The organism is Streptomyces sp. NPDC039465 (assembly GCF_055639315.1).
The window spans coordinates 41,080-64,758 of the sequence record NZ_JBVKAP010000006.1 but is presented as its reverse complement, the minus strand read 5'-3'; the positions used below and the strand labels follow the sequence as shown (position 1 = coordinate 64,758).

The window sequence follows — 23,679 nt, the reverse complement described above, 5'->3', positions numbered from 1 at the left end:
ACGCCATGGCAAAGAAGGCCAAGAACTTCAAGAAGTCCAAGACCGGCGTGTACGTGTCGCTGGCCAGCACCGCCTTCGGCGCGATCAGCGTCGCGAAGCAGGCCAAGCTTGCCCGCAACGACAACGACACCCTGCGGCTGATCGACGCCGCCGTGTCCGCTGCCGCCATCGTTACCGGCCTGGCGATCCTCTACCGGGAGCTGAAGCGCCTGGGCGACGACGACGTCCTGCTGGGCTGAGAGGGAAAGTCTCACTGTGACCGTCACCGAACTGCTGTCGTACGACGCGGCCCTCGCGGCGTACGACCCCGTCATGGGCCTTGAGGTCCATGTCGAACTGGGTACGAAGACGAAGATGTTCTGCGGGTGCTCCACCGAGCTCGGTGCCGAGCCGAACGCGCAGACCTGCCCCGTCTGTCTCGGCCTGCCCGGCTCCCTCCCGGTGGTCAACGCCGTCGGCGTCGAGTCGGCGATCAAGATCGGTCTCGCGCTGAACTGCGAGATCGCCGAGTGGTGCCGTTTCGCCCGGAAGAACTACTTCTATCCGGACATGCCGAAGAACTTCCAGACCTCGCAGTACGACGAGCCAATCGCCTTCAACGGCTACCTGGACGTCCAGCTCGAGGACGGCGAGATCTTCCGCGTGGAGATCGAGCGCGCCCACATGGAGGAGGACACCGGCAAGTCGACGCACATCGGCGGCGCGACCGGCCGTATCCACGGCGCCTCGCACTCCCTGCTCGACTACAACCGCGCCGGTATCCCGCTCATCGAGATCGTCACCAAGCCGATCGAGGGAGCGGGCGAGCGCGCCCCCGAGGTCGCCAAGGCGTACGTCGCCGAGCTGCGCGAGCTCATCCGGGCGCTGGGTGTCTCCGAGGCCCGGATGGACAAGGGCCAGATGCGCTGCGACGTGAACCTGTCGCTGCGCCCGCACGGCACCAAGGTCTTCGGCACCCGCTCCGAGACGAAGAACGTCAACTCGCTCCGTTCCGTGGAGCGGGCGGCGCGCTTCGAGATCCAGCGCCACGCGGCCGTCCTGACCGCCGGCGGCACGATCGTGCAGGAGACCCGTCACTTCCACGAGGACGACGGCACCACCACGTCGGGCCGGATCAAGGACAACGCCGAGGACTACCGGTACTTCCCGGAGCCCGACCTCGTCCCCGTCGCCCCGCCGCGCGAGTGGGTCGAGGAGCTGCGTGGCTCGCTCCCCGAGCTGCCGCGGGTGCGCCGCAACCGGCTGCGCGAGGAGTGGGGGATCGGCGAGCAGGACATGCAGTCGATCCTCAACGCCGGCGCCGTCGACCTGATCGTCGCGACGACCGACGCGGGCGCCCCGGCCGACCAGGCCCGCAAGTGGTGGATGGGCGAGCTGGCCCGTAACGCCAACGAGTCGAGCCGGGCCCTGGACGAGCTGCCGATCACCCCGGCGCAGGTGGCCCGGGTGACCGAGCTGGTCGCCTCCGGTGACCTCACCGACAAGCTGGCCCGCCAGGTCATCGAGGGTGTCCTCGCCGGCGAAGGCGACCCGGACGCGGTCGTCGAGAAGCGCGGCCTGAAGGTCGTCTCCGACGAGGGCGCGCTCGGCGCCGCCGTGGACGAGGCCATCGCGGGCAACGCCGCCATCGCCGACAAGATCCGCGGCGGCAAGGTCGCCGCGGTCGGCGCCCTGGTCGGCGCGGTCATGAAGGCGACCCGGGGCCAGGCGGACGCGGCCCGCGTCAAGGACCTGATCCTGGAGAAGCTGGGCGTCACCGAGGCCTGACCGCCCCTGGAGGCGTACGAGGCGGCCCGCACCGGAACCCCGGTGCGGGCCGCCTTTTGTGTGGCCGACGCGGCCGGTTCCGGGCGGGCGGCGGCGCCCGTGGGCCCTGCGTCGGCGGCTCGGCCCGGACGTAGCCGTTCGGGAGGCGCGGGCGGCCGGCCCAGACGCCGGGGCCCGCGCGCCGGCGCCCCGGCGCCAGGCGGCGCTTGGACTTCCGTGGGGGCCGCTTGGACGTTCACTGGCGTGTCGCCGCCGGGTCTTCCCCTCGTCATCCGCCCTCACTACCGTCCCGGCCGTACCAAGGATGGCTCGGCTGCGAACCATTGGACGTCGACTGGGAGGTCGGGCTTGTCACCGGAGATTTCGCGCAGAAGGCTGCTCGCACTGGGCGGAGGCGCCCTCGGTGCCGCCGCGGCCGGGTCGCTGCTGCCGCCCTCGCTGCAGAGCGCGCTCGCCGCGGGGCCGCCGGCCGGTGGGATGTCGGCCGTCCGGCACGTCGTCGTGCTGATGCAGGAGAATCGTTCCTTCGATCACTACTTCGGCACCCTCCGCGGCGTCCGCGGCTTCGGTGACCGCAACGCCATCGAACTCCCCAGCGGCAAGCCGGTGTTCGAACAGCCCGCCGCGCTGGGCCGGACCGTCCTGCCCTTCCCCATCCGTACCGCCGCCGAGGCCCAGAAGAAGGACCTCCAGTACATCGGCGACCTCGACCACTCCTGGAGCGGCGGCGCCAAGGCCTGGCACGGCGGCTGGATGGACGGCTGGGTCTCCGCCAAGACCGCCGCGACCATGGCGTACTACGACCGCCGGGACATCCCGCTGCACTACGAGCTCGCGGACACCTTCACCATCTGCGACGCCTACCACTCCTCGATCCACACCTCCACCAGCCCCAACCGCAACCATCTGTGGTCCGGCTGGACGGGCTTCGAGGCCGACGGCAGCAGGGCCGTGACCAACGCCGCGTACGCCGAGGGCACCCACCCCGGCTACCCCTGGCCCACCTACGCCGAGCGTCTGGAGGCGGCCGGGCGGAGCTGGAAGACGTACACCGAGTGGGAGAACTTCACCGACAACAACATCGAGTTCTTCACATCCTTCAAGAAGATCGCCCGCAAGGCGCTGGCCCGCACCGGCGGCCACACCTTCATGGAGTCCTTCTACGCCGCCGTCCGCGACACCGCCGACACCGCCGAGCGGGCCCGACTCCTCGCCCTGCTGGAGGAGGGCGTCGCCACCCTCACCGACGCCGAGCGCTCCCTCTTCGAGCGCGGGCTGCGCCGGGTGGAGACCGGCACCCTCGCCGACGCCTTCCGCGCGGACGTCGCCGCCGGCACCCTGCCCGAGGTCTCCTACCTGGTGCCCTCCGCGATCGACTCCGAGCACCCCGGCTCGTCCTCGCCGATCGCCTCGGCCACCCTCGTCTACAAGATCCTCGACGCCCTCGGCTCCCACCCGGATGTCTGGCGGCACACCGTCGTACTGATCAACTACGACGAGAACGACGGCTTCTTCGACCACGTACCGCCGCCCGTCCCGCCGGCCGGCACCACCGACGAGCGCTACCAGGGCCTGCCCACCGGCCTCGGCATCCGCGTCCCGCTGCTGGTCGTCTCGCCCTGGTCGGTCGGCGGCTACGTCTGCTCCGAGGTCTTCGACCACACCTCCGTGATCCAGTTCCTGGAGAAGTGGACCGGCATCGAGGAGCCCAACATCACCCCGTGGCGGCGTGCCGTCACCGGTGACCTCACCTCCGCCTTCGACTTCCGCCGCGGCCACCGCCAGCCCCCGGTCGACCAGCCCGGCGCCGTTCCGCCGTTCAGCGGGCGCTGGCGGCCCCAGCCGCCGCTGGTCCAGAAGATGCCCGTCCAGGAGCCCGGCACCCGCCCCGCGCGGCCGCTGCCGTACCAGCCGGACGCCTACGGCACCCTCGCCGACGGCGTCATGACCCTGGAGCTGCGCAACACCGGCAAGGCGAGCGCGCACTTCGCGCTCTACCCGTACGAGGGTGAGTTCACCGAGCCCCAGCACCGCGATGTAAGGGGCAAGGCGCAATGGACCGTGCCCCTTACCCGGGAGCGGTACCGCTTCACGGTCACCGGCCCCAACGGCTTCCGCCGCGAGTTCGCGGGACGCCGCGACGCAGGCGCCGCGCTCCACTCCCACATTGACCACCACGACCGTGACGTGCACCTCTCGCTCCGCAACAGTGGCAGCGAGCCGGTCACCTTCACGGTCCGCCCGCTCGGCTACGTCGACGACGCCGACCTCGCCGACTGGACCCGTACCGTCACGGTCAAGCCGGGGCGCGGCCGTACGGTCGTGCACTCCGCCGCCGACGCCCACGGCTGGTACGACATCGAGGTGACGGCGGCCGACGGCTTCCGCCGCCGTCTGATGGGTCACGTCGAGAACGGGCGCGCGAGCGTCTCCGGCTGACCGGCGGTGCCGCGCGGCCGGAATCGCACAGAGCAGGGTGGGCTGGCGCCGCGCGCGGAGGCCCGGGACGGACATCCCGGGCCTCCGCGCACCGCTGTGAGGATCGACACGAAAGGGGCAAAGGATCACGTTTGCCTGCGACAGTGGGCGTATATAGCTCATGCGTCAGGTCATGCGCCAGGTCATGCGTTCTTTGCGGGCTCTTCCCGGTAAAGATCCACGAACCACCCAGGGAGCCCGTCTTTTGGCCGCCATTGCCCGGTGGTGCATCAAGCACCGTCTTGCCGCCGTCCTGCTCTGGCTCGCCGCCTTCGGCGGCGTGACCGCCGCGGCGGCCGTGGCCGGAGCGGCGTACTCCAACGACTACGAGGCCCCCGGCACCGAGTCCGGCCGGGCCACCGCCCTCCTCGAGGAGGGCTTCCAGGGCGCCGGCGGCGACACCGACACCATCGTCTGGCACACCGACCAGGGCAGCGTCCGCGCCACCGCCGTCGAAGAGCGCATGACCGACATGCTCGACGACGTCGCCGAGCTCCCCGGCATCGCCTCCGTCGTCGGCCCGTACGACGGCCCCGGCGGCGCGAGCAGGATCAGCGAGGACGGGCACACCGCCTACGCCGTCGTCACCTTCCACGAGCAGGCCGACGACATCCCCAAGACCCAGGCACAGGCGCTCGTCGACACCGCCAAGGCGGCCGAGGGCGACGGTCTCCAGGTCGAGCTCGGCGGCACCGCCGTCGCGCTCACCGAGGCCCCCGGCGGGCACATCGCCGAGGCCGTCGGCGTGGTGGTGGCCGCCGCCGTCCTGCTCCTCGCCTTCGGCTCCCTCGCCGCGAGCCTGCTGCCCATCGCCACCGCACTGGTCAGCGTCGGCACCGCCTACGCCGGGATCGGGCTCCTCAGCCATGTCATGACCGTCGCCGACTTCGCCCCGATGCTCGGCATGCTCATCGGCCTCGGCGTCGGCATCGACTACGCCCTCTTCATCGTCACGCGCCACCGCAAGGGCCTCAAACGCGGCCTCAGCGTCCCCAAAGCCGCCGAGAACGCCGTCGCCACCACCGGCAGGGCCGTCGTCTTCGCCGGCGCCACCGTCTGCATCGCCCTGCTCGGGATGCTGATACTGCGGCTCAGCTTCCTCAACGGTGTCGCCATCGCGGCCTGTCTCACCGTCGTCCTCACCGTCGCCGCGTCCGTGACCCTGCTGCCCGCGCTGCTCTCCTTCATCGGCCCGCGGGCCCTCTCCCGCCGCGAGCGGCGCCACCTCGCCGAACACGGCCCGCAGCCCGAACTGCCCACCGGCTTCGCCGCCCGCTGGGCCGCCTTCGTCGAGCGCCACCCCAAGCTCCTCGGCGCCGTCGCGGCCGTGGTCATGCTGGTCCTCGCCCTGCCCACGTTCTCGCTCCACCTCGGCACCTCCGACCAGGGCAACAACCCCGCCACGGCGACCACCCGCCAGGCCTACGACCTGCTCGCCGACGGCTTCGGCCCCGGCGTGAACGGCCCCCTCACCCTCGTCGCCACCCTCGACGGAGCCGACGACCGGCTCGCCCTGCGCCAGCTCCCCGACGCGCTGCGCGCCACCCACGGCGTCGAGACCGTCTCCCCGATCGCCTACAACAGCTCCGGCGACACCGCGGTCCTCACCGTCGTACCGGAGTCCTCACCCCAGTCCCAGGACACCAGCGACCTCGTCGACCGGCTCCGCCAGGATGTCCTGCCCACCGCCGAACACGGCACCAGCCTGGACGTCCACGTCGGCGGCCTCACCGCCTCCTACGACGACTTCGCCGAGATCATCATCGGCAAGCTGCCCCTCTTCGTCGGCGTCGTCATCGCCCTCGGCTGCCTGCTGCTCCTGCTGGCCTTCCGCTCCCTCGGCATCCCTCTCAAGGCCGCCCTGATGAACGTGGCCGCCGTCGCCTCCTCCTTCGGCATCGTCGTCGCGATCTTCCAGTGGGGCTGGGGCAGCGAACTGCTCGGCCTCGGCAGCGCGGGCCCGATCGAACCCTTCCTGCCCGTGATCATGGTCTCGGTGCTCTTCGGACTCTCCATGGACTACCAGGTCTTCTTGGTGAGCCGGATGTACGAGGAGTGGCTGGAGACCGGCGACAACCGCCGCGCGGTCCGGGTCGGCCTGGCCGAGACCAGCCGTGTGATCAACTCCGCGGCGGTCATCATGATCTCCGTCTTCCTCGCCTTCGTCCTCTCCGGCGACCGGGTCATCGCGATGTTCGGCATCGCGCTCGCCGCCGCCGTCGCCCTGGACGCCTTCGTCCTGCGTACGCTCCTCGTCCCCGCCCTGATGCACATGCTCGGCGGCGCCAACTGGTGGCTGCCGCGCTGGCTGGACCGCCGTCTGCCGCGCATCAGCATCGAACCGCCCGAGAGCCGCGAAGCGGCCCACGCCCGTGCGAAGATCCCTGGGCAGCTTTTGACGGTTCCCACGGAGGAGATCGAGGATGTTCGCGATATCGCTGGGTGACGACGGCGCCGAGCTGAGGCCCCTGGAGCCCTGGCGGGCCGAGGAGTACCTCGCCCACCTCGACCGCGGCCGCGACTACATCGGCCGCTACGTCGCCCTCGCCGACGTCTGCCACGACCTCGACTCCTCCCGCGCCTTCCTCCAGCGGTACGCCGAGAAGGCCGCCACCGACACCGGCCGGATCTACGGCATCTGGACCGACGGCACCCTCGTCGGCGGAGTCCTCTTCCGCACCATGGACATCGGCCAGGGCACCGCCGAGGCGGGCTGCTGGCTGGAGCCCACGGCCGCCGGAAAGGGCCTGGTCACCCGGGCCGCCCGGGTCATCATCGACTGGGCGGTCGAGGAGCGCGGCATCCACCGCGTGGAGTGGCAGGTCTCCCCCCTCAACACCGCCAGCATCAACGTCGCCAAGCGGCTCGGCATGACCAGGGAAGGCCTCCTGCGCGGCAACGACGTGCACCGCGGGGTCCGCGGCGACACCGAGATCTGGTCCGTCCTGGCCCCCGAATGGCGCGCCGCCCGGGCCGCCTAAGGCGCCCTGGGCAGGGCCTTAGCCCGTACGTGAGACCCCGGGCCGCCGACTAAGGCACCCCGGTCCCCGAACATGCGGCACCTACCCGATGTGACCGCACCCCCTGGGAGACGAAAGTAGAGGCATCGCGAAGGCGAAACCTCACCCAGGGAGAACACGATGTTCGAGTACGAGCTGCACCGCATCAACCAGGCCGAGCTCATCGCCCGCGCCGACGCCGAGCGCCTCGCCGGCCAGTTCCGCAAGGCCCGCCGCGCCCAGCGCCGGTCCGCCAGGCAAGAGGCGGAGGGGCGGGTGAGCCGGTCGCGGAGCGCCTTCACCCGGGCCGCGTGACCCGGTCATGGCGACGGTCGTCCCGATCTCGGCTGCCGTACATGCGGAAGGCTGTGCGATGCTCGGCGGCGTGGAGAACACGTCCGTCAGCCCCGTGTTCGTCGGCAGAGCCGGTGAACTGACCACCCTCACCGACGCCTTGGCCCGCGCCACCGCAGGAGAGCCCCAGTCGCTCCTGATCGGTGGCGAGGCCGGGGTCGGCAAGACCCGCCTCGTCGAGGAGTTCCTCGACGAGGCCTGCGGGCGTGGCGCCGTGGTCGCGGTCGGCGGCTGCGTCGAGATCGGCGCCGACGGACTGCCGTACGCGCCCTTCTCCACCGCGCTGCGCGCCCTGCGCCGCCGCCTGCCCGAGGAGTTCGCCGCCGCCGCCGCCGGACAGGAGGGCGAACTCGCCCGGCTGCTGCCCGAACTGGGCGACGCCGGAAGCCAGGAGGCGTACCACGAGACCGGCACAGCCCGGCTCTTCGAGCTCACCGTCCGGCTCCTGGAGCGCCTGGCCACCGACCGTACGGTCGTCCTCGTCCTGGAGGACCTGCACTGGGCGGACGCCTCCACCCGGCACCTGCTCGCCTATCTCTTCCGCACCCTGCGCCGCGGCCGGCTCGCCGTCATCGCCACCTACCGCGCCGACGACATCCACCGCCGCCACCCGCTGCGCCCCTTCCTCGCCGAACTCGACCGGCTGCGCACCGTCCGCCGCATCGAGCTGTCCCGCTTCACCCGCACCGAGGTGCACCGCCAGCTCACCGGCATCATGGCCGCCGAGCCCGACGCCGCCCTCGTCGACGAGATCTTCAGCCGTTCCGACGGCAACGCCTTCTTCGTCGAGGAACTCGTCGTCTGCCACACCAGCGGCTGCGCCTCCGGCACCATCAGCGACTCCCTGCGCGATCTGCTCCTCGTCCGCGTCGAGGAACTCACCGAGGACGCCCAGAAAGTCGCCCGGATCGTCGCCGAAGGCGGCTCCACCGTCGAGTACGACCTGATCGCCGACGTCGCCCGGCTCGCCGAGGACGACCTCATCGAGGCCCTGCGCTCCGCCGTCGGCGCCAACATCCTGATCGCCGCCCCGGACAGCAACGGCTACCGCTTCCGCCACTCCCTCGTCCGCGAGGCCGTCAGCGACGACCTGCTGCCCGGCGAACGCTCCCGCCTCAACCGCCGCTACGCCGAAGCCCTGGAGGCCGACCCCTCCCTCGTCCGCGACGACGAGCGGGCCACCCGTCTGGCCAGCTACTGGTACCACGCCCACGACTTCGCCAAGGCCCTCCCCGTCGTCCTGCGCGCCTCCGTCGAAGCCCGCAAGCGCCACGCCTACGCCGAGCAACTCCGCCTGTTGGAGCGGGCCATGGAGCTGTGGGACGACGTCCCCGCGGACGTACGGGCCTGTCTGCGGCCCATCGACTACGCCGGCGCCTACCCGCCCTGCGGCTGCGACCCCGCCACCACCCCGCTGCGCTATCTCGACCTGCTCGCCGAGGCGGCCGTCGCCGCCCGGCTCTGCGGCGAACGCGAACGCGCCCTGAAGATCGTCAAGATGGCGCTGCGCCTCCTCGAAGGGGAGAACGGCGACGACCACGACCCCGTGCGCGCCGCCTGGTTCTGGATCGAGCGCTCCCGGCTCGTCTCCGGTCTCGCCCGCGGCGACGGCTGGGCCGAGATCGCCACCGCCCAGGAACTCGTCCGCGGCCTGCCCCCGTCCGCCGTGCACGCCCAGGTGCTTGCCAGCGCCGCCGGCTGGGGCATGCTCCACGCCCCCGGCCCGGAGACCCTCGCCGCCGCCGAACGAGCCGTCGAATACGCCCAGCTCGTCCAGGCCGAGGAGATGGAACTCAACGCCCGGCTCACCCTCGGCGCCGTCATGGTCGACGCCGGCGACGTGGAACGCGGACTCGCCGAGATGGCCACCGTGAGCGACCGGACCGTGCAACTCGGCCTGATCAGCGAAGCGGCCCGGTCCCGGACCAACCTCTCCAACAGCCTGGAAGGCGTCGGACGCTCCCGCCAGGCCGTGGAGGTCGCCCGCGAAGGCATCGAGCTCACCCAGTGCTGGGGCCTGCTCGACCACGAGGGCTGGATCCTGTCCAACCTCACCGAGTCCCAGATATCCCTCGGCCATTGGGACGAGGCCCTCGACGGTGCCCAGCGGCTCCAGCGCATCGCCTACAGCGCCAAGCCCCGCGGCTCCGCCGCGCTCCGGCTCGCCCAGCTCGCCGAGGCCCGAGGCGAACTGGCCACCGCCACCGAGCTCCTGGAACTCGCCCACGCCGCCTTCGGCAAGCACGATCCCCAGATGCAGTACACCCTGCCGATGGCCCGGGTCGCCGTGAGCATCGCCGCCGCCGAGGGGCGCCTCGGGGACGTACGGACCCTGCTCGCCGAATGCGCCGAGGCCGGCTTCCCGCCCGGCAGCCAGCGCTACGCCTGGCCGCTGCTGCTCGCCGCCGTCACCGCCGAGGCCGACACCCGCGGGCTGCCGGCCGCCGCCGGGGGCCGCGCCGAGGCCCTGTCCCGTATCCGCTCCATCGCCAAGTCCCTCCCCACTCCGGAAGCGGTCTGGATCGCCCACTCCCTGTCCGTCTCCGCCGAACTGGCCCGCGCCGAGGGCCACGACGACCCCGACCGCTGGGCCGAGGCCGCCGTCGCCTTCGCCCCCCTGGAACGCCCCTACGACCTGGCCCGGGCCCGGCACCGCTGGGCCGACGCGCTCCTGGCCTCGGGCGGCCGCCGGGAGGAGGCCGCCGCGCTGCTGCGCGAGGCCCATCTCGTCGCCGTCCACCTCGGCGCCCGCCCGCTGCGCGAAAGCCTGGAACTGCTCGCCGCCCGGGCCCGTCTCTCCCTGGCGGCCGGCGAACCCGCCACGCCCCCCGACGAGGACGGCTTCGGCCTCACCCCCCGTGAGCAGGACGTCCTGAGCCTCGTCGCGGCGGGCCGCACCAACCGCCAGATCGCCGAGGAGCTCTTCATCTCACCGAAGACGGCGAGCGTCCATGTCTCCAACATCCTGGCCAAGCTCGGCGTCGCCGGCCGCGGCGAGGCCGCCGCGATGGCGCACCGCCTCCATCTCCTCCAGGAGGCGAGCTAGGAGCGGCCCTCGTCCTCCGGGTCGGGGCCGCCCGTCCCGGAGGCAGCCGGACGTATCGTGACCTTCCCCGAGGAGAGGTCTATCGGCCCGCGCGAGGGGTCGTTGTCCCCCAGGTCCTCCCTGGTCAGGGCCAGGCGCCGCTCTTCGTCACGGGTGTGTTTGCGCCCGGGCGCGAAGAGCTCCTCCATCAGGTTGAACATCGCTGCCGCCCCTCATTTCACCTCCAACCGGAGGATCTTGTCGTCACCGGGCTCGGGCGTGCCCCGGGTGTCCGTCTCGCTGGTCACCAGCCACAGGGCATTGCCCCCCGCGGCCAGGACCGTTCTCAACCGGCCGTGCTTCCCTCCGAGGAACGCCTCGGGCTCCGCAGAACGTTCCGCTCCGGACAGCGGGATCCGCCACAGCCGCTCGCCCCGCAGCCCGGCCATCCAGATCGAGCCCTGGGCGTAGGCGATACCGCTCGGCGAGGCCTCGGAGGTCTTCCACTGGGCCACCGGATCGACGAACCCGGGCTTGGCGCCCTTGCCCTCCACCTCCGGCCAGCCGTAGTTCTTCCCCGGCTCGATCAGATTCAGCTCGTCCCAGGTGTTCTGCCCGAACTCGGCCGCCCACAGCCGCTTGTCCGCGTCCCAGGCCAGCCCCTGCACATTGCGGTGGCCGTAGGAGTAGACGACGGAGTCCGCCGAGGGATTGCCGTGCACGGGCTGCCCGTCCGGCGTCATCCGCAGGATCTTCCCGCCCAGCGACGCCTTGTCCTGGGCCAGCCCCGTGTCACCGGTCTCGCCCGTGCCCGCGTACAGCATCTTGTCCGGGCCGAAGGCGATCCGTCCGCCGTTGTGGACCGTCCCCTTGGGGATGCCCCGCAGCACCGTGTCCGGCGCACCGAGCTGCTGCCCGGCCGGCTTGCGCTCGTCGTGCAGCATGCGCGCGATGCGGTTGTCCGACTCGGTGGTGAAGTAGGCGTAGATCTGATGGTCCGAGGCGTACGAGGGCGAGACCGCGAGGCCCATCAGTCCGCCCTCGCCCGCCGGCGCCACCCCGGGCACCGAACCGAGCAGGGTCTGCCCACCGGTCTCGGCGTCGACCCGGGTGATCGTCCCCTCGTCGCGGGAGGAGACCAGCAGATCCCCGTCCGGCAGCGCCGCCAGGCCCCACGGCGACTTCAGATCCTTCGTGAGCGTGGACACCACCGTCGCCGAACCCTTGTCGGGCGGCGCGGAGCGGGCCGGTACGGGCGGGGTGGAGGCGGGGGCGGAGCCGCGCGGCGCGGAGCTCGTGGCGGCCGGCCCGGCCGGGCCGTCGCCCGACGCGCACCCGGCCACCGGCACCAGCAGGGCGGCGGCCAACAAGGCCGTCACAGCAGGACGTTGCACAGTTCTGATCCCTTCCACAGCGCGGCGGAGTCGGGCCGCCGAACAGATGCCGAGCAGGTGTCGAGCGGGCGCCCATCAGGCCTTCCGCTCAAGCCTTCCACTCAGCTCTTCCACTCTTCATACACCGCTCGAACGGATCAGGTTCCCGCCTTCCGCCGACCGTCCCGATCAGTCCCAGGACCCCCGCGGCGCCGGCAGCCCCGCGATCTCCGCCCGGTCCTCCGCAGTGAGCTCCAGCGCCGCCGCCCGGGCGTTCTCCACCACCCACCGCTCCCGCTTGGCCCCCGGCACGGGCACCACATGCCGCCCCCGGGCCAGCACCCACGCCAGCGCCACCTGCGCCGGAGTGACGTCCTCGCCGTGCCGGGCGGCCACCCGCCGCAGCCCCGCCACCAGTGGCTGGTTCGCGGCCATCATCTCGGCCGTGAAGCGGGGATGCCGGGCCCGCGGATCGTCCGGCTCGAAGCCCCCGCCGGGCGTCAGCGTCCCGGTCAGATAGCCGTTCCCCAGCGGCATCGCCGCGAGGAACCCCACCCCCCGCGCCTCGCACCACGGCAGCAGCCTGGCCAGCGCCTCCGGCGACCACACCGACAACTCCGCCTGCACCGCGCTCACCGGAAAGACCTGCTGCACCCGCTCCAGCTGGCGAATCGTTCCGTCATACAGCCCGCGGGCATCCCCGCGCCGGGCCGCCCGCGCCCCCACGGCACACAGCCCCAGGGCCCGCACCTTGCCCGCCGTCACCAGCTCGGCCATCGCGCCCCAGGTCTCCTCGACGGGCACCTCCGGATCCGCCCGGTGCAGCTGGTAGAGGTCGATCACCTCGGTCTGCAGCCGTCGCAGCGAAGCGTCGCAGGCCCGGCGCACATAGCCGGGCCGGCCGTTGGCCACGACGTGCTGGTCGCCGACGAGCAGGCCGCACTTGGTCGAGACGAACGCGTCGGCCCGCCGCTCCTTCAGCACCCTGCCGATCAGCAGCTCGTTGGTGAACGGCCCGTACATGTCGGCCGTGTCCAGCAGGGTCGAGCCCGCGTCGAGCGCCGCGTGCACCGCCCGCAACGAACGGTCGCCGCGCTGCTGGGAGGTGGTGTAGGCCCAGCTCATGGGCATGCAGCCGAGGCCGACCGCACCCACTTCGAGCGCCGCCGCCCCGATTGTCCTGCGCTCCAACTCCCCGTACCCCTCCCTGTTCCGCTCCCCAAAGTAACCAATGGGCGGCCGGATCCTTCGCATAGCCTCCAGGCCATGACTGCAGATGTGTGGCTCCCCATTCCGGCCGACGAGATCGACGGCCTCCCCGCGCCCGCCGACGCGGGCCTGAACTACCGCTTCTGGGACGGCGGCCCCGACTTCCCTGCCGATCCCGCCCGTTGCGTCTTCTACGTCGTCCCGTACATGAAGGGCACCGAGATCGCGGTGCGCCCGCTCGACGCGATGTCCGGCGTGCGTGTGGTGCAGACACTTTCGGCCGGGATCGACCATGTGACCCCGGGGCTCGGCCTGCTGCCCGCGGGCGTACGGCTGTGCAACGCCAAGGGCGTCCACGAGGCGAGCACCGCCGAGCTCACCCTCGCCCTGATCCTCGCCTCGCTGCGCGGCATCCCCGGCTTCGTACGCGGCCAGGACGCCGAGGAGTGGCGGGACGGCTTCTACCCGGCGCTCGCCGACAAGTCCGTGCTGATCGTGGGGTACGGATCGATCGGCGCCGCCATCGAAGACCGGCTCGCGCCCTTCGAGTGCGCGCGGGTCGTGCGCGTCGCGCGCTCCGCCCGCACCACCGAGCGCGGTCCGGTGCACGCACTCGCCGATCTGCCCGCGCTGCTGCCGCAGGCCGACGTCGTGGTGCTCTCCACACCGCTCACCCCGGACACCCGCCACCTCGCCGACGCCGGGTTCCTGGCCAGGATGAAGGACGGCGCCCTGCTGGTGAACGTGGCGCGCGGCCCGGTCGTGGACACCAAGGCCCTGCTCGCCGAGGCGGAGAGCGGCCGGATCACGGCGGCCCTCGACGTCACCGACCCGGAACCGCTGCCGTCCGGCCATCCTCTGTGGCACGCTCCCGGTGTTCTCATCAGCCCTCATGTCGGCGGCTCCACCTCGGCGTTCATGCCCCGCGCCAAGCGCCTGCTGGCCGGGCAGCTCACCCGGTTCGCCGCGGGGGAGCCGCTGCGCAACGTCGTACTGACGACGGGGTAGCCACGCTCCGCAGTCGTACCGGTGCGCCGAGTGTCCGTAACTCTGATGATCGTCACGGAGCGTAGAGCAACCCTGTCCCTGAGTGACGGTCCTGGTGTATCGTCCCGAGCGGGGGACCGCGTCGAGTGCGGGATGACGCCGGGGAGCAACATGACGGGCCATCAGATTCCGAGGGGGGCGACGGGTGAAGAACGGCCGAAGGACCGGAGATCCGACGCGGGAGTTGCGTCGGGAACCCTCGCGTGCTGTGCCGGCGCGCCGACGGACACGACCGAACCGACCGAACCGACCGGGACACCCGGACACCACCGCGGGGGTGTCCCCGTGAGCGCCCCGGGAGCGCTCATCCGCCGCCCGGCCGCCGCAGGAGCCGGCGGCCCCGGCGGCGCCATGGGCGGCGCGGACGGCACGGGCGGGCCCCTGAGCGGGCTGACGGCCCAGCTGATGCTCGCCGGGGTCTGCGCAGGCTACGCCCTGGGCGCGCTGCTCGGCTGGGGATCGCCCTACTTCTCCCTGATCATGGGGGACTTCGGGCTCAGCGCGGCCGCCCTCGTCGCCTCCTTCTCCTGCCTGCTCTACTCACGCGCGCGCGGCAGCCGGTTCCGGCCGGCCTGGCTGCTCTTCTCCTTCTCGTCCCTCATGGCGGCCGCGGGCAACGCCGTCTGGGGCTGGTACGAGGTCGTCCTCGGCCGCCCCGTCCCGAGCCCCTCGCTCGCCGACCTCTTCTTCCTGATGTTCGCCCCGCCCGCCATCGTGGGACTGCTCGTCCTCGCCAAGAGGCCCGTCACCCGCGCCGGCTGGGTCTGCCTCGCGCTCGACGCCTGGCTCATCGGCGGTTCCCTGCTCACGCTCTCCTGGAGCCTCGCCCTCGCGCACACCGCGCACATCGACGGAGAGCCCGTCGCCCGCGCCGCGCTCACGCTCGCCTACCCCCTGCTCGACATCGTTCTCGTCAGCATGGTGCTCGCCCTCCACTTCCGCCGCTCCCAGACCAACCGGTCCGCCATCAACACCGCCATCGCCGGACTCGCCCTCACCGTGCTCTGCGACGCCCTGTTCACCTCACCCCTGCTGCGCGAGAGCTACAGCTCCGGCCAGCTCCTGGACGCCGGCTGGTTCGCCGGCTCGCTGATCCTGGCCTACGCCCCCTGGGGCGTACGGCGCACCGAGATGCCGGGACCGCAGCGCCAGCGCCTCACCAGCCGCCCCATCGCCGGCTCGCTCGCCGCACTCACGCCCTATCTCGCCGCCGCCGTCTGCACGCTCGGCATCCTCTACAACGTGGTCGAGGGGCGCAGAGTGGACCGCGTCGTGGTCTTCACGGGCTGTACGGTCGTCCTCGCCCTCGTCGTACGCCAGGGCATCATGCTGCTCGACAACATCGCGCTGACCCATGAACTGGCCCAGAAGGAGAACCACTTCAGGTCCCTCGTGCAGGGCTCCAGCGACGTCATCATGATCGCCGCGCCCACCGGCATACTGCGCTACGTCAGCCCGGCCGCCGCCGGTGTCTACGGCCGCGAGGCCGAGGACCTGATCGGCTCCGAGCTGGCCTCGCTCATCCACCCCGAGGACCTCGGCAGCGTGGTCCACGAAGTACGGCGGTTTCTGGCCGCTCCTCCTTCGGAGGAGCCCACGACCCGCATCGAATGCCGCTTCCGCTCCGGCACGGGCGACTGGCTCAACGTCGAGTCCACCGTCAACCGCCACCAGGGCGGCCTGATCTTCAACAGCCGGGACGTCACCGAACGGGTCCGCCTCCAGGCCCAGCTGCGGCACAACGCCGAACACGACCCGCTCACCGACCTGCCCAACCGCGCCCTGTTCACCGAACGGGTCCGCAAGGCCCTCGGCGGCCGCCGCGCCGGCGACGCCGGCACCGCCGTCCTCTTCATCGACCTGGACGGCTTCAAGGGCGTCAACGACCGCCTCGGCCACCAGGCCGGCGACGAGCTCCTCATCCAGGCCGCCCGCCGCCTCCAGGACTCCGTACGGGCCGGGGACACCGCCGCCCGGCTCGGCGGCGACGAATTCGCCGCGCTCATCCTCGGCGACGGTGGCCGCGACCGGTCCGCCCGTGAGTACCAGGTCCACGAGATCGCCGACCGGCTCCGGCTCACCCTCTCCCAGCCGTACCGCGTCGACGGCACCGAGGTCCGGGTCGCCGCCTCCATCGGCGTCGCCTTCGCCGAGCCCGGCATCAGCGCCGGGAACCTGCTGCGCAACGCCGATCTGGCCATGTACCGCGCGAAGGCTGCCGGCAAGGACCGGGTCGAGATGTACGCTCCGCAGATGCAGGCCGAAGTGGTACGCCGGACGGAGCTGGCCGCCCGGCTGCGCACGGCTCTCCACGACGGAGAGTTCGCGCTGCTCCACCAGCCGGTGGTCGATCTGGCCACCGGACGGATCTCCGCGGTCGCCGCCCAGGCCCGCTGGCGCTCGGCCCAGGGCATCCTCTTCACCCCGGCCGAATTCATGCGGGTGGCCGACGCCTCGGAGACCCCCGAGGCCGACCGCACCGCCGAGCTCGGCCGCTGGCTCCTCGAGCAGGCCGTCGAGCAGGCGGCCGAGCGGGCCAGGCTCGGCCATCACACGCCCGTCTCCGTCCGCCTCTCGGCCCGCCGCCTCCTCGACAAGTCGCTGCCGCTCAACTCCATCGAAGCCCTGCTCACGCGGCACGGCCTGCCCTCCGGGGCGCTGATGATCGAGCTCGCCGACAGCGATCCCCGGATCTCCTTCGACGAGCTGGAGCACCGCCTCGTGGCGCTGCGCAGGCTCGGCGTACGGATCGCCCTGGACGGCTTCGGCAGCGGCTACGCGGCCATCAACGCGCTGCGCCGCCTCCCCGTCGACGTACTGAAACTGGACAGGGGGCTCGTCGAGGGGGTGGTCGAGTCCGCCCGGCTCCACAAGATCACCAGCGGCCTGCTGCGGATCGCCCGCGATCTGGGGATGCAGTCCGTCGCCGACGGCGTCGACCTGCCCGAGCAGGTCCTGGCCCTGCGGGCCATGGGCTGCACCCACGGCCAGGGGATGGCCTTCTCCGGACCGCTCGACGAGTACCGGCTGCGGCGCGCCCTCGTGCGCGACGAGTACCCGGTCCCCGGCGGCGTCGCCCTGCCTGTCCTGAGTGGCGGATCCCTTCCCCCGATCCGCTCAAATAATGAGACGCCCGTCCCACCCACTTGACAGTGCCCGGGCGTGAGGGGGAGGGTCATTGCCATGCGCACCCGAATTCTCGTACTTGGAAAGCGCGTCGGCTGAAGCAGGGGCCCTGACGGCCCGGCTTGAAACGCACCGACGCGCTCCCCTCGCTTGCCTCACGGCACGAGGGGTTTTTTGTTGCACTGGCACTCGTCAAAACCAGCTAAAACCTCGCGAAACCCTCAGCGAAAACCCTCAGCTTCGAGAAGAGAATGCCGATGACCGAGCAGGCCACCGGGGCCCACCATCCGCAGCCGCGGGCCCGTACCGGCGGACAGCCCTCCGCCACCGTTGAGCACGTCACGGGCGCGCAGTCCCTCATCCGTTCTCTCGAGGAAGTGGGGGCCGACACCGTCTTCGGCATCCCCGGCGGCGCCATCCTCCCGGCGTACGACCCGATGATGGACTCCACCAAGGTCCGTCACATCCTGGTCCGCCACGAGCAGGGCGCGGGCCACGCCGCGACCGGCTACGCCCAGGCCACCGGCAAGGTCGGCGTCTGCATGGCGACCTCCGGACCCGGCGCCACCAACCTGGTCACCCCGATCGCCGACGCCCACATGGACTCCGTCCCGCTGGTCGCGATCACCGGCCAGGTCTCCTCCAAGGCCATCGGTACGGACGCCTTCCAGGAGGCGGACATCTGCGGCATCACGATGCCGATCACCAAGCACAACTTCCTGGTCACCAAGGCCGAGGACATCCCCAAGACGATCGCCGAGGCGTTCCACATCGCCTCCACCGGCCGCCCCGGCCCGGTCCTGGTCGACATCGCCAAGGACGCCCTCCAGGCGAAGACCACCTTCAGCTGGCCGCCCGTCCTGGACCTGCCCGGCTACCGCCCGGTCACCAAGCCGCACGCCAAGCAGATCCGCGAGGCCGCCAAGCTGATCACGGGCGCCAAGCGGCCCGTCCTGTACGTCGGCGGCGGCGTCCTGAAGGCCGGTGCCACGGCCGAGCTGAAGGTCCTCGCCGAGCTGACCAACGCGCCGGTCACCACCACGCTGATGGCGCTGGGCGCCTTCCCGGACAGCCACCCGCTGCACGTCGGCATGCCCGGCATGCACGGCTCGGTCACCGCCGTCACCGCGCTCCAGAAGGCCGACCTGATCGTCGCCCTCGGCGCCCGCTTCGACGACCGCGTCACCGGCAAGCTGGACAGCTTCGCCCCGTTCGCCAAGATCGTCCACGCGGACATCGACCCGGCCGAGATCGGCAAGAACCGCGCCGCCGACGTCCCGATCGTCGGTGACGCCCGCGAGGTCATCGCCGACCTGGTCCAAGCCGTCCAGGCCGAGCACAGCGAGGGCAACGCCGGGGACTACACCGCCTGGTGGCAGGACCTCAACCGCTGGCGCGAGACCTACCCCCTCGGCTACGAGACCCCGGACGACGGCAGCCTCGCCCCGCAGCAGGTCATCCAGCGCATCGGCCAGCTCGCCCCGGAGGGCACGATCTTCGCGGCCGGTGTCGGCCAGCACCAGATGTGGGCCGCCCACTTCATCGACTACGAGAAGCCGGCCACCTGGCTGAACTCCGGCGGCGCCGGAACGATGGGCTACGCGGTCCCGGCGGCCATGGGCGCCAAGGCCGGCATGCCGGACCGCGCGGTCTGGGCGATCGACGGCGACGGCTGCTTCCAGATGACCAATCAGGAGCTCGTGACCTGCGCGCTCAACGGCATCCCGATCAAGGTCGCGATCATCAACAACGGCGCGCTGGGCATGGTCCGCCAGTGGCAGACCCTGTTCTACAACGAGCGCTACTCCAGCACCGTCCTGCACGCCGACGAGACCGGCCACCACACCACCGGCTCCCAGGTCGGCGCGAGCCAGGCGCCCCGCAAGGGCACCCGCGTCCCGGACTTCGTCAAGCTGTCCGAGGCCATGGGCTGTGTCGCCCTGCGCTGCGAGGACCCGGCCGACCTGGACAAGGTCATCGCCGAGGCCAACGCCATCAACGACCGCCCGGTCGTCATCGACTTCATCGTCCACGAGGACGCCCAGGTCTGGCCCATGGTCGCCGCCGGCACCTCCAACGACGAGGTCATGGCCGCCCGCGGCGTCCGCCCCGACTTCGGCGACAACGAAGACGACTGAGAGAGAGCAGAAAGAGACATGTCCAAGCACACGCTCTCGGTCCTGGTCGAGAACACCCCCGGCATCCTGGCCCGGATCGCCGCGCTGTTCTCCCGCCGTGGCTTCAACATCGACTCGCTCGCGGTCGGTGTCACCGAACACCCCGACATCTCCCGCATCACCATCGTGGTCAATGTCGAGGACCTGCCGCTGGAGCAGGTGACCAAGCAGCTCAACAAGCTGGTCAACGTCCTGAAGATCGTCGAACTCGAGCCCAGCGCCGCGATCCAGCGCGAGCTCGTCCTGGTGAAGGTCCGCGCCGACAACGAGACCCGCTCCCAGATCGTCGAGATCGTCCAGCTGTTCCGCGCCAAGACCGTGGACGTCTCGCCCGAGGCGGTCACCATCGAGGCCACCGGTTCGAGCGACAAGCTCGACGCGATGCTCAAGATGCTGGAGCAGTTCGGTATCAAGGAGCTCGTGCAGTCCGGAACGATCGCCATAGGGCGTGGCGCCCGGTCCATCACGGACCGTTCGCTGCGGGCCCTCGACCGCAGCGCCTGACCCTCGACGTCAGACGTCAACCGCCGGCCCGTCCGGCGGTCCGGCTGGCGAGACCCAAAAACTTCCCTCCCATTCCCCGCCGTACGGTGGGACGCAACATCAGCACACCAAGGAGATTCCCAGTGGCCGAGCTGTTCTACGACGCCGACGCCGACCTGTCCATCATCCAGGGCCGCAAGGTCGCGGTCATCGGTTACGGCAGCCAGGGCCACGCCCACGCGCTGTCGCTCCGTGACTCGGGTGTCGACGTGCGGGTCGGTCTGCACGAGGGCTCCAAGTCCAAGGCGAAGGCCGAGGAGCAGGGTCTGCGTGTCGTGACGCCCGCCGAGGCCGCCGCCGAGGCCGACGTCATCATGATCCTGGTGCCGGACCCGATCCAGGCCCAGGTCTACGAGGAGTCCATCGCCCCGAACCTGAAGGACGGCGACGCCCTCTTCTTCGGCCACGGCCTGAACATCCGCTACGGCTTCATCAAGCCGCCGGCCGGTGTCGACGTCGCCATGGTCGCCCCGAAGGGCCCGGGCCACCTGGTCCGCCGCCAGTACGAGGAGGGCCGCGGCGTTCCGTGCATCGCCGCCGTCGAGCAGGACGCCACCGGCAACGCCTTCCCGCTGGCGCTCTCGTACGCCAAGGGCATCGGCGGCACCCGCGCCGGCGTCATCAAGACCACCTTCAAGGAGGAGACGGAGACCGACCTGTTCGGTGAGCAGGCCGTCCTCTGCGGTGGCACCGCGGCGCTGGTCAAGGCGGGCTTCGAGACCCTGACCGAGGCCGGCTACCAGCCGGAGATCGCCTACTTCGAGTGCCTCCACGAGCTGAAGCTGATCGTGGACCTGATGTACGAGGGCGGCCTGGAGAAGATGCGCTGGTCGGTCTCCGAGACCGCCGAGTGGGGCGACTACGTCACCGGCCCGCGGATCATCACCGACGCCACCAAGGCCGAGATGAAGAAGGTCCTCGCCGAGATCCAGGACGGCACCTTCGCCAAGGAGTGGATGGCGGAGTACCACGGCGGTCTGAAGAAGTACAACGAGTACAAGACGCAGGACGAGAACCACCTGCTGGAGACCACCGGCAAGGAGCTGCGCAAGCTCATGAGCTGGGTGGACAACGACGAGGCGTAAGCCTCAAGGGCAGGGGCCGGACACTGTGTCCGGCCCCGTCGCCCTTCCTTGGACAACCAGTCCAACCACGGACGGGTGATCCTGCCAACGAGGCGCATGAAGTGCGCTGTCTCAGCACTACACTGCTCAACAACATTCGCGTCAGGCCCACAGCGTCGTGCGCTTTCACGCGGCAAGCCCCCTCCACCGCCTGCGGCCGTCGGGACGGCCGTCCGCACTGGACCTGTGAGGACTCACGTGAGCTCGAAACCTGTCGTACTCATCGCTGAAGAGCTGTCGCCCGCCACCGTCGACGCGCTGGGCCCGGACTTCGAGATCCGGCAGTGCAACGGCGCGGACCGCGCCGAACTGCTGCCCGCCATCGTCGACGTGGACGCGATTCTGGTCCGCTCCGCGACGAAGGTCGACGCCGAGGCCATCGCCGCCGCGAACAAGCTGAGGGTCGTCGCCCGCGCCGGCGTCGGTCTGGACAACGTCGACGTCTCCGCCGCCACCAAGGCCGGCGTGATGGTCGTCAACGCGCCGACCTCCAACATCGTCACCGCCGCCGAGCTCGCCTGCGGTCTGCTCGTCGCCACCGCGCGCAACATCCCGCAGGCCAACACCGCCCTGAAGAACGGCGAGTGGAAGCGCTCGAAGTACACGGGCGTCGAGCTGAGCGAGAAGACCCTCGGCGTCGTCGGCCTCGGCCGCATCGGTGTCCTGGTCGCCCAGCGCATGTCCGCCTTCGGCATGAAGATCGTGGCGTACGACCCCTACGTCCAGCCCGCGCGCGCCGCCCAGATGGGCGTCAAGCTGCTCTCCCTCGACGAGCTCCTCGAGGCCGCCGACTTCATCACCGTGCACCTGCCCAAGACCCCCGAGACGGTCGGTCTGATCGGTGACGAGGCGCTGCACAAGGTCAAGCCGAGCGTCCGGATCGTCAACGCCGCGCGCGGCGGGATCGTCGACGAGGAGGCGCTGTACTCCGCCCTCAAGGAGGGCCGGGTCGCCGGCGCGGGCCTCGACGTGTACGCGAAGGAGCCCTGCACGGACTCCCCGCTCTTCGAGCTCGACCAGGTCGTCTGCACCCCGCACCTCGGCGCGTCCACGGACGAGGCCCAGGAGAAGGCCGGTATCGCGGTCGCCCGGTCCGTGCGCCTCGCGCTCGCCGGCGAGCTGGTCCCGGACGCGGTCAACGTCCAGGGCGGTGTCATCGCCGAGGACGTGAAGCCGGGTCTCCCGCTCGCCGAGCGCCTCGGCCGGATCTTCACCGCCCTCGCCGGCGAGGTGGCCGTCCGCCTCGACGTCGAGGTGTACGGCGAGATCACCCAGCACGACGTCAAGGTGCTCGAACTCTCCGCGCTCAAGGGCGTGTTCGAGGACGTGGTCGACGAGACCGTGTCGTACGTCAACGCGCCGCTGTTCGCCCAGGAGCGCGGCGTCGAGGTCCGGCTGACCACCAGCTCCGAGTCGCCCGACCACCGCAACGTGGTCACCGTGCGCGGCACACTCTCGGGCGGCGAGGAGGTCTCGGTCTCCGGCACGCTCGCCGGCCCCAAGCACCTCCAGAAGATCGTCGCCATCGGCGACTACGACGTGGACCTGGCGCTGGCCGAGCACATGGTCGTGCTGCGCTACGAGGACCGTCCCGGTGTCGTCGGCACGGTCGGCCGGATCCTCGGCGAGGCCGGTCTCAACATCGCCGGTATGCAGGTCGCGCGGGCCGAGGAGGGCGGCGAGGCCCTCGCGGTCCTCACCGTGGACGACACCGTCCCGGCGAACGTGCTGGCCGAGCTCGCCGCCGAGATCGGTGCCACCTCGGCCCGTTCGGTGAACCTGGTCTGACCCGCAGCACCCCGTACCCGGCTCTTAGACGCCCGTCTTACACGAATGTCTAGGAGCCGGGTACAGTGCTGTCATGGGACACCGCGAAGATCTGCTCGAAGGCGCCAAGCGCTGCCTGCTGGAGAAGGGCTACGCCCGCACCACCGCCCGGGACATCGTGGCGGCCTCCGGCACCAATCTCGCCTCCATCGGCTACCACTACGGCTCCAAGGAAGCCCTGCTCAATCAGGCCTTCCTCGCCGTCACCGAGGAGTGGGGCAACGCCGTGGGCCCGGCCGCGCAGGACGGCCCGTCGCGGCCCGCCGACCCGTACGAGCGCTTCGAGGGGCTGTGGGAGAAGGTCATCGCCGCCTTCGACGAGAGCCGCCCGGTCTGGAAGCTCCAGATGGAGATCGTCAGCCGGCTCGACACCGACGAGAAGCTGCGCGAGGCCCTCAAGGAGCCGCAGCGCGAGGGCCGCACCGGAATGGCCGAGGCGTTCCTCGGCATCGACCCGGCGGCCGACCCGGAGAAGGCGCGGGTCGCCGGGCTGCTGTGCCAGGCGCTCGTCGCCGGGGTGATGATCCAGTGGATGGTGGACCCGGAGACGGCCCCCTCGGCCGCGGACCTCACCGAGGGGCTGAAGGTGATCATGGGGGAGAAGGGCTGACCCCGCCCGGGGGACTCCGT

The 23,679-nt window shown here is 71.3% G+C and carries 17 protein-coding genes; 14 read left to right on the top strand and 3 right to left on the bottom strand.

Annotated elements, in window-relative coordinates; translation table 11 throughout:
- Positions 1–5 precede the first annotated feature (5 nt).
- From ACZ7LT_RS20740 to ACZ7LT_RS20710, 7 genes are all read left to right on the top strand, one after another.
- Positions 6–239: a hypothetical protein gene (locus ACZ7LT_RS20740; protein WP_040875683.1), complete on the top strand. Its 234-nt coding sequence runs from the start codon at positions 6–8 to the stop codon at positions 237–239.
- A gap of 16 nt (positions 240–255) precedes the next feature.
- Positions 256–1,767 carry an Asp-tRNA(Asn)/Glu-tRNA(Gln) amidotransferase subunit GatB gene (gene gatB / locus ACZ7LT_RS20735; RefSeq protein ID WP_471237527.1) on the top strand — a complete coding sequence of 504 codons (1,512 nt, stop codon included), beginning with the start codon at positions 256–258 and terminating at the stop codon, positions 1,765–1,767.
- Between the two features lie 348 nt (positions 1,768–2,115).
- The gene (locus tag ACZ7LT_RS20730) at positions 2,116–4,206 is read left to right on the top strand and encodes a phosphocholine-specific phospholipase C (RefSeq protein ID WP_471237526.1); all 2,091 of its coding nucleotides are present in this window, start codon (positions 2,116–2,118) and stop codon (positions 4,204–4,206) included.
- 244 nt (positions 4,207–4,450) lie between these two features.
- Positions 4,451–6,691 (top strand): MMPL family transporter, encoded by a 2,241-nt coding sequence (locus tag ACZ7LT_RS20725; protein ID WP_471237525.1) that lies wholly within the window; start codon positions 4,451–4,453, stop codon positions 6,689–6,691.
- Positions 6,669–7,226, top strand: coding sequence for a GNAT family N-acetyltransferase (locus tag ACZ7LT_RS20720; RefSeq protein WP_471237524.1), 558 nt, complete (start codon positions 6,669–6,671; stop codon positions 7,224–7,226). The genes ACZ7LT_RS20725 and ACZ7LT_RS20720 overlap by 23 nt, the downstream gene beginning before the upstream one ends.
- A gap of 159 nt (positions 7,227–7,385) precedes the next feature.
- A complete protein-coding gene (locus tag ACZ7LT_RS20715; protein ID WP_471237523.1) occupies positions 7,386–7,559 on the top strand; it encodes a hypothetical protein in 174 nt (57 codons plus the stop codon).
- 58 nt (positions 7,560–7,617) lie between these two features.
- A complete protein-coding gene (locus ACZ7LT_RS20710) occupies positions 7,618–10,644 on the top strand; it encodes a helix-turn-helix transcriptional regulator (protein WP_471237896.1) in 3,027 nt (1,008 codons plus the stop codon).
- Here ACZ7LT_RS20710 and ACZ7LT_RS20705 read toward each other — a convergent pair.
- The 3 genes from ACZ7LT_RS20705 to ACZ7LT_RS20695 all read right to left on the bottom strand — a co-directional run bounded on the left by ACZ7LT_RS20705 (position 10,641) and on the right by ACZ7LT_RS20695 (position 13,187).
- On the bottom strand, positions 10,641–10,844 hold the full coding sequence (locus ACZ7LT_RS20705) for a DUF6191 domain-containing protein (protein WP_471237522.1): 204 nt from the start codon (positions 10,842–10,844) through the stop codon (positions 10,641–10,643). The two genes, ACZ7LT_RS20710 and ACZ7LT_RS20705, sit on opposite strands and share 4 nt — an antisense overlap.
- A 12-nt stretch (positions 10,845–10,856) precedes the next feature.
- On the bottom strand, positions 10,857–12,017 hold the full coding sequence (locus ACZ7LT_RS20700; RefSeq protein WP_471237521.1) for a PQQ-dependent sugar dehydrogenase: 1,161 nt from the start codon (positions 12,015–12,017) through the stop codon (positions 10,857–10,859).
- A 168-nt stretch (positions 12,018–12,185) separates the two neighbouring features.
- Positions 12,186–13,187, bottom strand: coding sequence for an aldo/keto reductase (locus tag ACZ7LT_RS20695; RefSeq protein WP_471237520.1), 1,002 nt, complete (start codon positions 13,185–13,187; stop codon positions 12,186–12,188).
- Positions 13,188–13,262: 75 nt separating this feature from the next.
- Here ACZ7LT_RS20695 and ACZ7LT_RS20690 point away from each other — a divergent pair, with 75 nt between their 5' ends.
- The 7 genes from ACZ7LT_RS20690 to ACZ7LT_RS20660 all read left to right on the top strand — a co-directional run bounded on the left by ACZ7LT_RS20690 (position 13,263) and on the right by ACZ7LT_RS20660 (position 23,659).
- Positions 13,263–14,213 (top strand): 2-hydroxyacid dehydrogenase, encoded by a 951-nt coding sequence (locus ACZ7LT_RS20690; protein ID WP_471237519.1) that lies wholly within the window; start codon positions 13,263–13,265, stop codon positions 14,211–14,213.
- A 324-nt stretch (positions 14,214–14,537) separates the two neighbouring features.
- Positions 14,538–17,402 carry a putative bifunctional diguanylate cyclase/phosphodiesterase gene (locus tag ACZ7LT_RS20685; protein ID WP_471237518.1) on the top strand — a complete coding sequence of 955 codons (2,865 nt, stop codon included), beginning with the start codon at positions 14,538–14,540 and terminating at the stop codon, positions 17,400–17,402.
- Positions 17,403–17,629: 227 nt separating this feature from the next.
- Complete coding sequence (locus ACZ7LT_RS20680) at positions 17,630–19,516, top strand: acetolactate synthase large subunit (protein ID WP_471237517.1); 1,887 nt, start codon at positions 17,630–17,632, stop codon at positions 19,514–19,516.
- An 18-nt stretch (positions 19,517–19,534) separates the two neighbouring features.
- Positions 19,535–20,059 (top strand): acetolactate synthase small subunit, encoded by a 525-nt coding sequence (gene ilvN, locus ACZ7LT_RS20675; protein WP_019889675.1) that lies wholly within the window; start codon positions 19,535–19,537, stop codon positions 20,057–20,059.
- Positions 20,060–20,181: 122 nt separating this feature from the next.
- Positions 20,182–21,183 carry a ketol-acid reductoisomerase gene (gene ilvC / locus ACZ7LT_RS20670; RefSeq protein WP_019889676.1) on the top strand — a complete coding sequence of 334 codons (1,002 nt, stop codon included), beginning with the start codon at positions 20,182–20,184 and terminating at the stop codon, positions 21,181–21,183.
- Between the two features lie 237 nt (positions 21,184–21,420).
- Complete coding sequence (gene serA, locus ACZ7LT_RS20665; protein ID WP_471237516.1) at positions 21,421–23,010, top strand: phosphoglycerate dehydrogenase; 1,590 nt, start codon at positions 21,421–21,423, stop codon at positions 23,008–23,010.
- A gap of 73 nt (positions 23,011–23,083) precedes the next feature.
- Complete coding sequence (locus ACZ7LT_RS20660) at positions 23,084–23,659, top strand: TetR/AcrR family transcriptional regulator (protein ID WP_471237515.1); 576 nt, start codon at positions 23,084–23,086, stop codon at positions 23,657–23,659.
- The last annotated feature ends 20 nt before the right edge of the window (positions 23,660–23,679 follow it).

Bases quoted from the DNA above. Each gene is read 5' to 3' on its own strand.
- ACZ7LT_RS20715 (WP_471237523.1), top strand. From the start codon at position 7,386: ATGTTCGAGTACGAGCTGCACCGCATCAACCAGGCCGAGCTCATCGCC.
- ACZ7LT_RS20720 (WP_471237524.1), top strand. From the start codon at position 6,669: ATGTTCGCGATATCGCTGGGTGACGACGGCGCCGAGCTGAGGCCCCTG.
- ACZ7LT_RS20660 (WP_471237515.1), top strand. From the start codon at position 23,084: ATGGGACACCGCGAAGATCTGCTCGAAGGCGCCAAGCGCTGCCTGCTG.
- ACZ7LT_RS20680 (WP_471237517.1), top strand. From the start codon at position 17,630: ATGCCGATGACCGAGCAGGCCACCGGGGCCCACCATCCGCAGCCGCGG.
- ilvN (WP_019889675.1), top strand. From the start codon at position 19,535: ATGTCCAAGCACACGCTCTCGGTCCTGGTCGAGAACACCCCCGGCATC.
- ACZ7LT_RS20690 (WP_471237519.1), top strand. From the start codon at position 13,263: ATGACTGCAGATGTGTGGCTCCCCATTCCGGCCGACGAGATCGACGGC.
- ACZ7LT_RS20705 (WP_471237522.1), bottom strand. From the start codon at position 10,844: ATGTTCAACCTGATGGAGGAGCTCTTCGCGCCCGGGCGCAAACACACC.
- ACZ7LT_RS20740 (WP_040875683.1), top strand. From the start codon at position 6: ATGGCAAAGAAGGCCAAGAACTTCAAGAAGTCCAAGACCGGCGTGTAC.
- ACZ7LT_RS20710 (WP_471237896.1), top strand. From the start codon at position 7,618: ATGCTCGGCGGCGTGGAGAACACGTCCGTCAGCCCCGTGTTCGTCGGC.